Here is a 14,931-nt window from a genome sequence, read left to right as displayed (position 1 = left end):
TGACTCTCAATCACCGAGGTAGATAAATACCAAACAATGATCAAAATCGAGCGTTTATAAATTCAGATCAAAAAATCTTCATAGATTTAGATAAAATTTTAATAAACTTATTCTTTTAAAATCAGATAGGTAGCGTAATCTTGAGAAATGAATAGCAGTAACCGAATTTAACGTGATGCAATTGAACTTTATCAAACCCAAATTATGGATTTTCACAGGCTTAAGCCTACTCTGGGCTGTACTAATTAGCCCACAGGTCAGCGCTAAAACCTTCTTTATGGATAAAGATGAAGCACCACCCTCCGGTTACTATAATAACGAGGGGCAGCGAAATGAAATTATCAAATCAAAGAAATCAAAGCAAAGCTTCAGCAGAAAGCACAAAAAAATCGCTGATTATATGAATAGCGATCAAGAGCCGTTAGCCTCTGATGTGAAATGGACTTCAAAGAAAGCACTCCAAATCGGTGTAATACAACGGTATCGAACTGAAGATTATGCAAAGTACGCTTGTAATGTAATTGATGCTTTCAATCTTGAAAGTAAAGGAGTCAAAGTTAGGGTGATTTTTTTACCCCATTTAGTTGCCTATAACCGCCTAGAACTACTCGCCGAACATCAGTGTAATTAGGTCAATAAGTTATAGCTTCATGGCCAACTAGACATTAACTTTATATTTAAGGTCGTTCACTTCATCACCCGTCATACCTCTAAAGCCCCACTGGTAAGGTTTCTGCTCTTTGATGATGATTTCAATATCAACGAGTAGAATACCAATCTTCCCTTCTATCTTTTCGAATAGAGTGTGAATCAGCTTTTTCTGCGTCTCAACTTTGCGCCCAGCCATCATATTAATTTCAATAACTGTATAGGCGTCACTGCGACCACCAGGATAGTAAAAATCTTCTTTTTCCATGGGAATAAACCGATGCGCGCGTTTGTCCTCAGGAAACCCCAAAACCTGCTGCATACACTGATGAATAACATCCGACAGTTCTGCTTTGATGGGGTTTAGCTGCTGCTTAATTCCGTAGATAACGATCATATTTAGGTCCAAATTTTGGTCGATTAAGAGGATAGCTATTCCTAGCAAAAGAGTAACTATCCTCTTTTATCTTTATCAATTCATTACATCTGCAATTTTTTCTCAAATAAACATTTGTTATGAACCTTTCACACAAAACACCCTCCTATATAACCCAGATCAGTCAATATTCTTGAGATCTGGCCGTTATAGATAAAACCCCGGATGAAGTTAAAGCGAAAGGATTTATGAAGATCACATCGGATCAGTTGCCACTGCAACAGGGACTTAGTTCAACTCTCAAACCTCAGCAGGTTGAACCCTCTCAAGAACTGAAAAGCCAACTCAAACAGATTAATTCTGTAGAGGTGCAGATAGAGCAACTGCGCCAGCAAGATCCGAGTGAGTTTACGCGATTTACTGCATTTGAAGGAAAACACCAGGTCGTGATTCTTCCTGAATCGGAAAAAACCGATCAGATGCATGCGGTCTTGGGCAAGCTATCCCAAGAACAAGGTCAAAACTTAGTTGATCTTGGCATTTTAGAAGATGAGGAGTTCTTAGCACTTGCGCAACAGCTGAGTGATACCGAGCTAAAACAGTTTGCTAACGCAGCACTGGCATTACAAACACCGCCCGATTTCAATTCGTTTGCACTCAATTATTCCTCCGGAAAACAAAATGCAAAAGACTTCATCCAAACACTATCCTCTTTGGATAGTGATACGCGTAGCCAAGTGTTGGCAAAAGCGGATGAATTGAGCAGCAAAGTCCCTTTAGCAAATGATGATTCGGTTTACGATTCCGGCGGTCTGCTCAATCCAAGCTCTCCTGCTGCTAACGACATTCATAACTTCGTTACTGCTATCAACAATATCGATTCAGAGCGATTATCAGAAGACACTAACCGTATTTTAGATAACCTCGAAGGCACAGATGAACTGCAACAATCTAATCTATTGCAGCTATTTGGCGGGGACCTAGAACTGAGTTTCCGTTTGTTAGATTCTGTAGAGAGTTTTGAGCCTAAAACTCAAGACGCGATGGTCGGCTACCTTGCTGAGCTTTCCAAAACAGCCACACAGCCAGATTCGCCAGAACCTCTCATCAACACCTCACAACCCGGAGAGTGGCACGGCGCTGTTTTGAATCATGCTGATGATACCCGTTCAGTTGTTTACGGCATGATAGAAACCTTTGTTTCTCTAACTGAAGATTACACATTTAGTGATGATCAACTAAAAGAGATGGCCACTGACCTTACCCATCTTGATAGCACCCATCAGCGAGCTTATTTGGAGATCACCTCTACCGGTTTGAATACTCTGGTAGGTGATGACTCTCAACATGATCTATTCAGCAATGACGCTGCGCTTTCAACACTCGATACCCTTAGATCGGATCACAATACTCGAATGCTTGTCGCTGAATCTTATATGGGTGAGAAGAGGATCTCTGATGGCCGAGCATTCTATGAAATTAAAGATCGTGATACAGCCATTCAGGATCAACGCCAAACCATCGAACTCTTAGCCACTCACGCTTGGCTAAATCAAGATGAGCCCGCCCAGACTAAACAATTAGCCAATATCTTAAGTCAGGTAGAGGCCGATCAGCGAGACAACCTAATTAAACAGACCAACCACACAGGGCCTACAACCTCGCGTTTAGCAAAGCATGATCTTGAGCTATTAGAAGATAATTTTGAGCAGTTCTTAAATCGTACTAATGCGATTATTGAAAGCAAAGCCGTAAAAGACTTAGTCGATTTTGAATCAGCACTACCCGAACCGGTAAAAGACGATTTCTGGCAAGCTGCTAGTTTTGTTGAAGATCAAGTAGATCAGCTAGTAGAAACACTAACCCCATTTACCGATAACACCAAAGCGTTCATTTTAGAGAGCATCAACTCGCTAAAAGAAGCTACAGATGAGCAAGAACTAAATATTGATATAGCCAAAGAACAAGCGAAATCGCTTTTAGATTCCATGAGCGAGCTTGTAACAGAATAGTGACAGATAAAAACCACCACTAACCTATACAAATCATAGTGTTAGTGGTGGTTTTTTATCAATTAAGCAACATTCTTCACTTTCAGTTTGCGACCGCGCTTTTCTAACACAAGCGGTACACACTGCTTATCATCATCGTAAATTACGACACAATCTAAACACTGGAAGCACTCGTTGTAGTCAATCACACCGCTACGTGGAATCGCTTGGTATTCACACTTCTGTGTACACAAACGACAAGGCGATCCACACTCTTCTCGACGTGGCAGCCATTTATAGATCCGCAGTTTACCCAGCACAGCCATGCTCGCACCCAACGGGCAGATATAGCGGCAGTAACCTTTGTAAACAAACAGGCTTAATGCCAATAGCAAAACAGCCCACAACACAAATGGCCAAGAGCGATCAAAGATCAGAGTAATACTGGTTTTAAATGGCTCGATCTCTACTACGGAACCTGTCAGCGGAACGGACACAACGGCAACCACTAAGATAAACAGCAAGACCAGATATTTAAGCCCTTTTAGTCTCGCATCGGTTTTCTCAGAAATCTTAATTTGAGGTATTTTAAGGAAGGCTAACACCTTGCCGATAAGCTCCTGCAGTGCGCCAAATGGACATAACCAACCACAGAATGTGCCGCGCCCCCAAACAAAGAAGGTAATGCCCACGTAAGCCCAGATAATCACCGTCATAGGATCGTACAGGAAGAACTCTAAACTACGCCCTGCTAGCCACGCTTGTAGCACACCAGTAATGTTTACAATCGACAACTGACCTTGTGCGTACCAACCGATAAACACCAAGGTATAGACTAGGTATAGCGGTCTGAACCAACGCAGATGCTGCTGACCTTTAGTTAGAAGCTGGTATCGTACCAACACAATCGTCAGAACAAACAGCCCTACCAACAGGATGGCGATATCTGTAGTGCGTCCAGCCCAAAGACTGTGCCAAGTCTTGTTATCCGTTTCTGCAGCGATGTAATAATCATCATCCAGTTCGGTTTTGAAATCCAAAGTTTTACTGACCGTTTCTGGATACAACCAACCCTTTTCACGGCTGATATGCAGCTGAAATTCATAAGGGAATGCTGGATCTAAACCTGCCTGTCCGATTACATGAAATGCCTTCCATTCATGTTCAGATAAAGCTTCAGGCAGTTTAATCTTGTAGTCCAGCTCATACAGATCGAGCAGATCACTTAAATCGAAATCTCGCATTTCAACCGGTAAACCTGCTTGCTGTAGGCTGATTCGCTCTGGCACTTTACCGCGTACAAAGTCCTCACCCACAAATGAGTATCGACCGCCACCGACGACTAAGAGAAGCTGGTCATTCTCGGCTGTGCTTTCTTTTAGATATTCCCAAGCTTCCGGTAGTAATAGGTTTCGCCCCACTGATGGCACGCTTAGGTTTGCTACATAGAGCTCAATATAGGTTTCTTCTGGCGCCTCTAGGCCTTCTTCGTCCAGCCCTTCACCAATCGTATCTTTAAACTGTTGCTCTACCTGATCATTGGTAAAACGGAATTTTTGAATGAGACCTGCATCGATGAGCTGCTCCCAACTCATAGACTCAAAAAGCTCTTTATCTAAGCGCGCGATCAGATCGGGATCTCGCCCTTTAGCAAACCCTAGCTTCTCACGGGCTACGGTTAATGATGCTGATAATAAAGTCTGGTTTAAAATTCGAACCGATGCCGTCGCCTTAGTCACGCCGTCGATATAAGCATTGGCTTTATTCTCACGCTGAGCGACCGTCGGGCTGGCATCGATCTTGATGTTCTGCATCAACGATATGCCAGAGTACTGTTTAGCAAAATCAAAAAGAGGCTTCTCCCCTAAACCTTCAAGAAATACAGGTTCGTGATGAGATAGAACTTTTACGCTGATAAATGATCCCAGCGGGTCCATCGCCACTAAGAGATTATAAGGCACCCCCGCAAAGCCAGGTACGGCAACCATATCAATCGTTTCATAGGCATAGCCCACCAGCGGCGTATCGGTAGATATCTGCTGGTATAACGGCCATACCGCTAGGGATTCATCTTTATCACCGACGATATAAGGAGAAGGAAAGGCTTTAACGATGTCGTCTTTAGTTAATACGCCAGCGTGCACACTGGAACAAAGACTCATGACTAACGTGCATACAAACAGCACGGTCAATAAGAAAACATAGCTAAGACTACGATTATAGAACTGATACATGGCTACTTATTCTTGTTATTTTATAACATGCTAACTGCATATTCTCGCTGCAATAATTGCATTTAAGACTTAAACACTGGGGTCTTAAGTACAGTACATCAGCACAAAAACCGGTGCTAAGGTAACACCGGTTGCAATAACTACAGCTTGTTTAAGACTTTGCAGTTGCTGGGCTTATCTGCGCTTCAACTTCCGTAACAATGGATGCTGGGAAACCACTACGCTGTGAATGCTCTTCGATTAATTCAGCGTCAGCACAGTTATAAACGCAGAAGGTTTTATCGCCAGCGACGTAACTGTAATCCCAAGCGATATCTTTATGTTCGCTCTGCATCTCGGCTAGCACCGCGTTAGATTTTGCTGCAGCAGCTTTTAAAGCATCCGCATCGGCAGAACCGATCTCTGGGATATCACGTTCAATGATGAACTTAGGCATGGTGAATTGCTCCAATTATTGTTTTTGTAATCAATCAGAGCATTGATACTAATTTGAAGTTCACTCTTTGAATGCTATCGAAACCGTAGCATCAAACTACAAATTCTGTAGTTAAGAATAAAAACGAAAAAATAGTAGAGATTTTTATGCAGTACATGCAATTTTGCCCAATCGCTAAAGCCTCGGAGCTACTTTGCGAAAAGTGGACGCTTCTTATCGTCCGTGAGCTACTCATGGGTGGAAAACGCTTTAATGACTTTCAGCGCGGCATGGCTGCTATCTCCCCTACGATGCTTACTAAGCGCTTAAATGAGCTGACGGCAGCCGGTATTGTGATTCGTAAAAAGATCCCAAACCAACGGGGCTACGAGTACTTTTTAACCGATCAAGGCAAAGAACTTTTACCGATTATTCAGCAAATTGGTGATTGGGGCATGCGTTGGACCCGCGGTCAGATCTCCGACAGCGAACTCGATATTGAACTGCTGATGGTTTATCTCGAACGCAGCATCCAAACCGATAAACTCCCAGACGGTGCAACGACAATCTGCTTTAACTTTAGCGACCGTGAACACTTAGCTAAATGGTGGGTAATGGTCGACGGTAACCATAAAGATGTCTGTACTACAGACCCAGGCAAAGAGGTCGATATCTGGTTTAATACCGATCTGCGCACCATGATTGAGATCTGGATGGGTGATATCAGCTATAAAGCCGCGATTAGACAACAGCGATTAAACCTAATCGGCCCTAGCTCTTTAACGGCTAATGTCAGCCGGTGGATGAATAATAGTATGTTTGCCGATATACCGGCGGCTAATGAGATTTAAAACTAAAAAGGGCCTTCATAATGAAGGCCTTTTTTATATCTTATGACTAACCCAGTTAAGTTTTAAACTGAGCGATTAGCTGATGTAGGTTACCCGCAGATTGCGATAAGTGCTGTGTCGCTTGTGCGGTTTCACCAACACCTGTGGCATTCTCAATCGCTAATTGGTGAATGTAATTTACGTTCTCGCCAATCTCATCGGCCACGCAAGACTGCTGCTCTGTAGCACTGGCAATTTGCAGCATCATCTCACTGATACGTTCTGCACCTGCGCCTATAGAGATAATCACATCATTCATCTCTTTAGTGCTTTGAAGTGAAAGCTGAGTTTTCTTGATGCTCACATTCATAGATTCACTTGCTCGGCGCGTCCCCTCTTTTAGCTGGGTAATGATCGATTCGATATCGCGTGTTGAATCCTGCGTTCTTTGAGCAAGGGAGCGAACCTCATCAGCAACCACTGCAAAGCCTCGGCCATGATCGCCTGCCCTCGCCGCTTCTATCGCAGCATTTAGCGCCAATAGGTTGGTCTGTTCAGCAATACTTACAATCACAGCTAAGATAGAGTCGATCTGCGCGCTGTATTCTTCGAGGTTCAGGATCGCTTGATTGGATTGATCTACTTCATGGGAAAGCTCAGCAACGGATTGCATGGTTTGCTCTATCCCTTTCTGAGCGGCAACGACTTCTCTAGATGCATTTGATGTGGCATCGGAAACATTCTGAGCGTTCGATGCAACCTCTTGCACGGTTGCAACCATCTGTACCATTGCCGCAGAGATTTTTGTTAATTCGTTTTGCTGCAGCTCTGTATTGGTATGGGTTTGAGTAGTAATAACTGATGTTTCCTCACTACTACGCGCCATCTGCTCGCTGATGCTGATCATGTCAGCAACCATTTTTCGCAGGTTATCCGCCATAACAGCCATCGAGCTATAAGCACTGCCATGTTGCTGATTTGCATCAATGGCTAAGGTTAAATCACCTGATGCGATGGTGTCGGCTACCTGTTTCATCTCGTGTGGCTCACCACCTAACGGGCGTGTAATCGATCGAGAAAACACATAAGCCACAGCAATAACGATAACCATTGAGATTAATACCGTAACCAGAACCGTCATCTTCAAACCAGACACAGATTCAAGTGCTTCAGCCACATCAATTTCTGAGATAAGTGCCCAGGTAAGACCCCCTACCTTCACCGATGTATAAGCAGACAATACAGGGTTACCGTTGTAATCAATCAACTCTGTAACGCCTTCGTTATTATTTAATGCTTGGCGAACCGATACAGAATCAATACCGTTTTTCGCAACAGTCCCGGCAAAAGACGCGATCACAGAGTGCCCTTCAGGATCAAGGAAAGAGTCAGATCGCATACGTTTATCTGATCCAACCAGATAAGATTCACCCGTTTCACCCATACCATCTCGCTCTTGCATGATGGAACCGATCTTTTCGATCGATAGCTGAAGCGCGATAACACCCGCAAACTGACCATTCTGTTGGATTGGGTAGGCAATAAAACTGGCCGGCGCATTTGCACTAGGTGCGTAAGGGGCGAAATCTTCTAATACAAATTTATTCTCATCACGGGCATTTCGGAAAGCATTAGCTAGGCCAGAATCACGATACGGGCCTGATAGTAGGTTAGTGCCGTAATCAGCCTCACGTGTCACTGTATAGAAAACAGTGCCCGCTGGATTGATTAAGAAAAGGTCATAATAACCATAGGCATTAATGTACTTTGCAAAGAAACTACCATCCCCACCCTCTACACCAAGCATCTGTTCGACGCTGTTTAGAGTATGCCCTGCAGATGTCATAGAGTTGATCATCTCAGAGAGCATCATCACATCACCTTCACGCTCAGCAAAGTACGACTCGATCTGATTTTGCTTAATACTGCGCACCGCTTGTAACTTGTTAAGCGCTTGATCACTTAAGCTATTACTACTGGTATAGGTAAGAAAAGCTCCCAAAATCAACATAGGAACTATACCCACAGCTAAGAAAATTATGGTGAGCTTGCGAGATAGCGTCATCTTAAAAAACTCCTTTTTGATTAAAGACCCTAAAAGCAGGAACAGCAGGCTGCCATAGTTTTTAATCAAAAAATATAGATAGCTATCTGTTTAATAACTCCTAATATATTTTCATTAACAAATCCTAAAATAAATTAATTAATAACTTTTACAGCTACTTTTATAGAAGATTAAGCATTATATAGGCATTAATTTAACGCACAATTAAATTCATACAAGCGTTTAAACCCATACTAAAGAACATACAACTCACTACTATTTAATAGGCATAATATCGACATGCAATAGATATTTACTACATATATTTATAGAAATATAGTAGAAACAGATTAAGTATTAACTAAATTAGCAAATACAAACAAATATTAAAAATCAGGCCTATTCACAAATTAGGAAGAACTTATTATTGAATAATTAATCTCTTAATTAGATAAAATAGATTCAATAACAAGAAAAGACATTATTATTTATACGGTTTATTCAGCGAAGGAATAATGGTTTTTACCTGATGTTTTGACGCTATACATTGCTTTATCTGCACACTGAATAAGGCGTTCCGTATTTACAGCATTATTGGGGTATATTGCTATTCCTATACTTACGCCAATATCTATCTTTTTTTGCTCGATGTTGTAAGGCTGCTTAATATTTTCTAAGACTTTCTTAGCGACAAAAGCTGCATCTTGTTGTTTATTGATCTCACTTAAAAGAATGATAAATTCATCGCCACCAATTCTCGCTACTGTGTCAGATTCCCTTACACATGCTTTAAGCCTTGTAGCGGTATCAATTAATACCTGATCACCAACATCATGACCAAAGCTATCATTTACCTCTTTAAAGCCATCAAGGTCGATAAACAAAACCGCAGCCTGCATCTGCTTCCTTTTCGCTATATCAATGATTTTAGCTAAACGATCCATACACAATCGACGCGTAGGTAGGTTTGTTAAGTTGTCATGAGTCGCCATATATTGCAGCTTTAGCTCACTAACTTTTCGCTCAGTAATATCTTCTTGTAAGGCCACAAAATTCACAACCTTACCTTTAGCTGAAATAATCGGATGTATGGAAGCTCTCTCCCAATAAAGCTCACCTGATTTCTTCTTATTGTGAAACTCCCCTTGCCATGTCTGTCCGCTATTTAGAGACTCCCATAGCTGGCTATAAACTGGGTCTGGGGTGTTACCAGATCGAGTCATATTACTTTTGCGCCCTACAGACTCTTCTCGGCTATAACCTGTAAGTTCCGTATAACGCTGATTGACGTACTGAATGATTCCATCAGGATCAGTGATAATGACAGATGCGGGACTATTTTCTACGGCTAAAGAAAGCCTTCTAAGCTCGGAAGCTTGCACCTTCTGCGCTCGGTTTTGTGCCTGAGAAACACTCACTGTCAATGCAGTTAGCCATATAGCTGCCACGGCTAAAACCCGATTGGTAATAACAACCCAATCTTGCCCGCCTACAGGTGAATAAAAGTAGCCAATAAAAATTAGAATAGTGGCGAGAAATGCCAAAAACAGCGTATGTTCACGTCGGGGATATATCTTGCCAACCAGAACAAAAAAGATATAAGGCAAGCCACATGCTATGCCCAAAGGTAGTGCTAAATCTAAAACAAATAACGCGATTCCCAAAGAGAGTGTAAAGAGCAGTAAAACAGGACTAACTCTTGCTTCGTCAGAGATTGCCAAGCCGTGACTTATAGGCTGCCCTAAATCAGGTAACTCTTGATCTTTTTTGTATCCAGATAGTTGCCATAACAACAATGCTCCAAAACAAATTGCAACCGCAGCAACAGCACTGGTCTTAAAGCTGGCTTGAAAAAATATACTACGTATTTCAGGGATGTCTATTTTAGCGACTAAACCGGCTTCCAATGCAGGAAGTGGAGTAAATGCAGCAAGAACATTTTCGTTACGATAATCAATATCCACCAGCGTGCCAGTGCGCCCAGCTAATGCTTGTTTCATTGCATTCGAGTGGGGTTCGACTACATGAAAATCTGGAACAGGCTCAAGAGCATGCGAAGGCTGTGTAAGGAATTTCACACTGTAACCGTCAAAACCTCCTAACAAAAACTCACCGGTCACGCCAAAACCAGGTGACTCCTGCATAGAATTGCTAACTTGAAGTAATGTCGCTTTTACTGAACCGCCGGGAAAATCATCCTCATTGTATTGAGCATCAAACTCAGCTACTGCGTTAATCAAACTCGCTTGAGTTTCAACCATATCTAACAGGCGCTGATTCTCAGCTTCACGTTCGGAGTGATACAACAAACCTATCGAGGTCATCATCACAGTGAGGGCTACTGTAGCGAGCAGCAATATCCGATATATAAGCCACTCTTTAGGCCCAACACCTGATTTTAATGCAAAGGCTTCACTACTTGAGTGCTCCTCTTCCTCTATCTGACTGATTAACAATGTCCCCATCACTATTATGATCAGAGCAATAATTAAGGCATTAATACTGGCACTGATAAAAGGCTTTTGTACTTCTGCCATATCAATTTTAGCGACAAGACCAATGCTCAATTGGGGAACTAACTGATAAGCAGCAATCACTTCACGATTTTCATAGTCAAGCCCAACAACTGTACCGGCTCCATTATTCAGGGCCCGCCTCATCGGTTCAGCAGCACTTTCGCTTAACGGTATAGGATTGGGGGCTTGTTCAAGTTGACGAGAACTCATCAAGAACTCAATACTCTCTCCTCTGAGCTGACCAACAACAAATTCACCGGTTTCCCCAAACCCATTTTTATCCTTAAACGAGTTTCGAATTTGACTTAAGGTTGCACCTTCAGCCCCATCAGGGTGGTCTACACGACTGTATTCCGCATCAAAGACAGCAACTGAATTTATAAGGCGAGCTTTGCTTGAAACAAGAGACACTAGACGGGATTCTGCAGCCTCAACAGCAGACTTGTATAAGATCCCAATCGAAGCTAAACAAGTAATTACCCCGACAAACATCATAATCGTGATAATTGGCCAAAAATGCTTATGAGACTCTTTTTTCAATACCATTTCAGAAACCAGGTAGGAATCCCAAAAAGCCTTACATAGCCCCCACCCTTAACACTATGTAATCAAATATTGGGGTATAGGTTTACTATAGACGTTAAACAACTTATTTCTACGGTACAGGATATGAACTAAAGACCTAAAAATATTGTCACAAAGGCGACATTTGTTCACTTTTCAAACAAACACTAAAGGATTTTGTATAGCCCTATTAACAGGCCACTAACAAACCAAAAGCAGCCTGAGAAAATACCGCTTAATCAAGATAAACTCAGTATTTCGGATGTTAACTATTTACCCGTTTCACTAAAGTTTATTGCTATAAGAGATCTTGCCCTCTTTTAAATCTCAAATAGATATTTGAAACTACACATACCAGCGTTAACCCAAGTTATGGAGCTACAATGATCGATCCATCTGCTACAAATCATGAACCAACTATCGATTCACTCGACGATCTTGCAGCTCACGCCGATTACTCGCTATTACAAACCTTAAATCCTGATCCAGAAGCAACAAAAAACGGGATCGACCATTTCCCTAGAGAGATCTTTTCTGGCCATTATGTGCCAGTTAACCCAACACCTATCAATAAGCCTGAGTACATCACACATAGCTATACCTTTTTTCGAGAATTAGGTTTTAAGGATACTCTGGCGCAATCGGCTGGTTTCAAGCAGATGTTCTCTGGCGACCTTTCTCAAGTACCCGAACCTTTACGTAAGCAGGGTTGGGCCTGCGGTTATGCCCTTTCAATCTACGGAAATGAGTACTATCAACAATGCCCATTTGGCACAGGTAACGGATATGGAGATGGTCGAGCAGTCTCTGTTTTAGAAGGCATCTTCAACGATAAACGTTGGGAGATGCAGCTTAAGGGCGGCGGTCAAACTCCATATTGCCGCGGAGCAGATGGCCGTGCAGTTTTACGATCAAGTGTGCGTGAGTTTTTAGCGCAAGAGCATATGCATGCCCTCGGCGTGCCGACATCAAGATCATTGAGCCTTTACGTTTCCAAATCAGAAACGGTCAGGCGGCCTTGGTATTCTGAAGGCTCACACTCTCATGAACCTGACACCATGGTCTATAACCCGGTTGCAATCACAACACGTGTTGCCCCATCGTTTATTCGTGTTGGCCAGTTAGAGCTTTTTGGTCGCCGTGCTCGAAAACAAGAACACCCTAAAGCATTAGAAGAACTCGAGATGCTAGTTCTCCATTTGATCGAGCGTGAATACAGCGATGCAATCGATAAGGATCTATCTCTAACAGAGAAAGCGCTGGTACTCGCTCAAGCTTTCCGTGACCGACTCACTTCACTAGTCAGTAACTGGATTCGGGTCGGCTACTGCCAAGGCAACTTCAACAGCGATAACTGTGCTGCGGGTGGTTTTACCCTAGATTATGGTCCATACGGTTTTATGGATGAGTTTGATCCACAATTCCAACCTTGGACCGGCGGCGGGCATCACTTCTCCTTCCTAAATCAGCCTCTAGCCGCAGAACAGAACTTCCATATGTTCTGCGTAGCCTTAGCTCCCCTTCTCCAAACAGCTCCTGACGGAATAGAACAGCTCAGTGAAATCAGAAACGGTTTTGCAGAAGAGATGACTAACAAAATGGAAGCAATGTGGGCCGCAAAATTAGGCCTACATAAATTTGAGCCAGAACTAGTAAAAGAGCTATTAGCTCTAATGACCCAGACCCAAACTGATTACACGCTCTTCTTCCGTGAACTATCCAACCTGCCAGAGAGCCTAGAGCCATTAACAAATAGCTTTTACCAAGCGCCATCTAGCAAACTCAGTGAACGCTGGGAAGATTGGCTTAAGCGATGGAACACCGCTGTGGAGCAGGCTAATACCTATCTGAATCGTTCGCCAGAAGAGTGTATTCAGCAGATGAAACAGGTAAACCCTAAATACACTCTACGTGAGTGGTTTGTACAACCAGCTTATCAGCAGGCTACGGAAGGTAATTACGAGCTTATAAGGGAACTACAGAAAGTAATGACTCAGCCTTATGCTGAACAATCACAAGAAGTGGAAGATAAATTCTATAGATTAAGACCAGCAGAACTGAATGATCTAGGTGGTTTATCTCATTACAGCTGTTCATCGTAAAGATTTAAGCGGAGCCCAAAAGCCCCAATATATAATCAATAATTCCAATATTGGGACTAATCAAAGTGTTTTCTGATAGTTCCAGTGCATATCAGCCTACGAAAGTAACCTGACTTATCACTAGATAACTGCTACAGACGAAGGAAATCCTTGAGGCAGAAACACTTCACCATGAGGTCCAAGAACTTTTTATAGATTACAAACCAGTATTAACTAATAAACAGTAGGGTAGATTTTATCTCAACCTTAGCTTTTCAAGTATCTGATAGCACTCAATAGATATAACTGGTAGTTCTTTTACGAGTTCATTTACTGGAAAATTAACTTTAGGCCAACTATCGTGGTGACAGAAACTACGAATTTCACTAGTCAATTTTGCTTCATCCCAATCAGGCCATTCTGGGTTCTTTTCAATTAAAACACTCACCAAATCTGCGAACTGGACAACTAAAACTAAGTTCCGCAATTCTGCTGACACTTCGTTGTGTTCGTTTATCTCGTAATTATGGTGATAACGAATCATGTCTACAATTACTTTCGGCAACTGCCATTTCTTCGCCGCAATAAAGCCAGCATCTGCATGTGTAAAACCAAGTACTCCTTTCTCTACCTCAGGTAATTCTATCGGCGTGTCCCAGCCCTTAGCATCTACGACATCAATGGCTTTAGCTGTCATTTCAAACAGTACAAATCTTCCTATGTCATGTAACAAGCCTGAAGTAAATGCCAGCCCTTTATCCACGTTAAAATCTTTTAGATGGATCGCCACAAACTTCGCAATATGAGCTGTTTCAATTGAGTGCTGCCAAATGGCTTTTTGCTGATCTGTTACGGGGGTGAAAACTCGAGCAACTGATAATGTTGTTATAATCGATAATATTTTATCTGTCCCAACCCGAATCAGTGCTTCATGCAGATCAGTTATGACATGGGAATGTGCCGAAGAGGCTGAGTTAGCAATTTTTAGTACTCTTGTTGCCAGCGGAGGGTCTGCTTGAGACAACTCAGTTACTTTGTCATAAAAGAAGGGGGAGTCTGTATCAAGCGCCATCAAATCACAAACAACAGAAGGCAGAAGCGGTAACTGTTGAACACGCTCTTCTATTCTTGATAAAGTGAGTTTTCTTTTCTTAGTTGTCACTTTCAACGCTCTCATTCTTTAAAAAACACTTCGACCTGTTTCGCAGTCAATAGTTTTTAATAAAAATAGC

10 protein-coding genes are annotated in these 14,931 nt (G+C 42.3%); 4 read left to right on the top strand and 6 right to left on the bottom strand.

Annotation, left to right across the window (positions count from 1 at the left end; all coding sequences use genetic code 11):
- Positions 1–277: 277 nt before the first annotated feature.
- Positions 278–631, top strand: a complete 354-nt coding sequence (locus ACMXYX_RS07395; protein WP_415898094.1) for a hypothetical protein — start codon at positions 278–280, stop codon at positions 629–631.
- 27 nt (positions 632–658) lie between these two features.
- On the opposite strand, the gene ACMXYX_RS07390 is transcribed toward ACMXYX_RS07395, so the two are convergent.
- Entirely contained in the window at positions 659–1,045 is a 387-nt protein-coding gene (locus ACMXYX_RS07390) for a tautomerase family protein (RefSeq protein ID WP_415906727.1), read from the bottom strand.
- Positions 1,046–1,272: 227 nt separating this feature from the next.
- Between ACMXYX_RS07390 and ACMXYX_RS07385 the strand changes: the two genes are divergently transcribed.
- The gene (locus tag ACMXYX_RS07385) at positions 1,273–3,036 is read left to right on the top strand and encodes a hypothetical protein (protein WP_415906726.1); all 1,764 of its coding nucleotides are present in this window, start codon (positions 1,273–1,275) and stop codon (positions 3,034–3,036) included.
- Positions 3,037–3,098: 62 nt separating this feature from the next.
- Here the strand turns inward: ACMXYX_RS07385 and ACMXYX_RS07380 are convergent, their stop codons facing one another.
- Together ACMXYX_RS07380 and ACMXYX_RS07375 are read right to left on the bottom strand one after the other, a co-directional pair.
- The gene (locus ACMXYX_RS07380; RefSeq protein ID WP_415906725.1) at positions 3,099–5,177 is read right to left on the bottom strand and encodes a 4Fe-4S binding protein; all 2,079 of its coding nucleotides are present in this window, start codon (positions 5,175–5,177) and stop codon (positions 3,099–3,101) included.
- A 223-nt stretch (positions 5,178–5,400) separates the two neighbouring features.
- A complete protein-coding gene (locus ACMXYX_RS07375) occupies positions 5,401–5,685 on the bottom strand; it encodes a nickel-binding protein (protein WP_415898088.1) in 285 nt (94 codons plus the stop codon).
- A 146-nt stretch (positions 5,686–5,831) separates the two neighbouring features.
- Here ACMXYX_RS07375 and ACMXYX_RS07370 point away from each other — a divergent pair, with 146 nt between their 5' ends.
- Positions 5,832–6,515, top strand: coding sequence for a winged helix-turn-helix transcriptional regulator (locus tag ACMXYX_RS07370; RefSeq protein WP_415898087.1), 684 nt, complete (start codon positions 5,832–5,834; stop codon positions 6,513–6,515).
- 55 nt (positions 6,516–6,570) lie between these two features.
- On the opposite strand, the gene ACMXYX_RS07365 is transcribed toward ACMXYX_RS07370, so the two are convergent.
- Entirely contained in the window at positions 6,571–8,559 is a 1,989-nt protein-coding gene (locus ACMXYX_RS07365; RefSeq protein ID WP_415898086.1) for a methyl-accepting chemotaxis protein, read from the bottom strand.
- 476 nt (positions 8,560–9,035) lie between these two features.
- The gene (locus ACMXYX_RS07360; RefSeq protein ID WP_415906724.1) at positions 9,036–11,600 is read right to left on the bottom strand and encodes a diguanylate cyclase domain-containing protein; all 2,565 of its coding nucleotides are present in this window, start codon (positions 11,598–11,600) and stop codon (positions 9,036–9,038) included.
- A 401-nt stretch (positions 11,601–12,001) separates the two neighbouring features.
- On the opposite strand from ACMXYX_RS07360, the gene ACMXYX_RS07355 reads away from it, so the two are divergent.
- A complete protein-coding gene (locus ACMXYX_RS07355; RefSeq protein WP_415906723.1) occupies positions 12,002–13,720 on the top strand; it encodes a protein adenylyltransferase SelO in 1,719 nt (572 codons plus the stop codon).
- A gap of 235 nt (positions 13,721–13,955) precedes the next feature.
- Here the strand turns inward: ACMXYX_RS07355 and ACMXYX_RS07350 are convergent, their stop codons facing one another.
- Complete coding sequence (locus tag ACMXYX_RS07350) at positions 13,956–14,861, bottom strand: HDOD domain-containing protein (RefSeq protein WP_415884369.1); 906 nt, start codon at positions 14,859–14,861, stop codon at positions 13,956–13,958.
- Between the last annotated feature and the right edge of the window lie 70 nt (positions 14,862–14,931).

Origin of the sequence: Neptuniibacter sp. QD72_48 (assembly GCF_047778065.1) — a bacterium.
In the GTDB taxonomy this organism is placed as follows: domain Bacteria; phylum Pseudomonadota; class Gammaproteobacteria; order Pseudomonadales; family Balneatricaceae; genus Neptuniibacter.
This window is presented reverse-complemented; position numbering and strand designations above follow the sequence as displayed.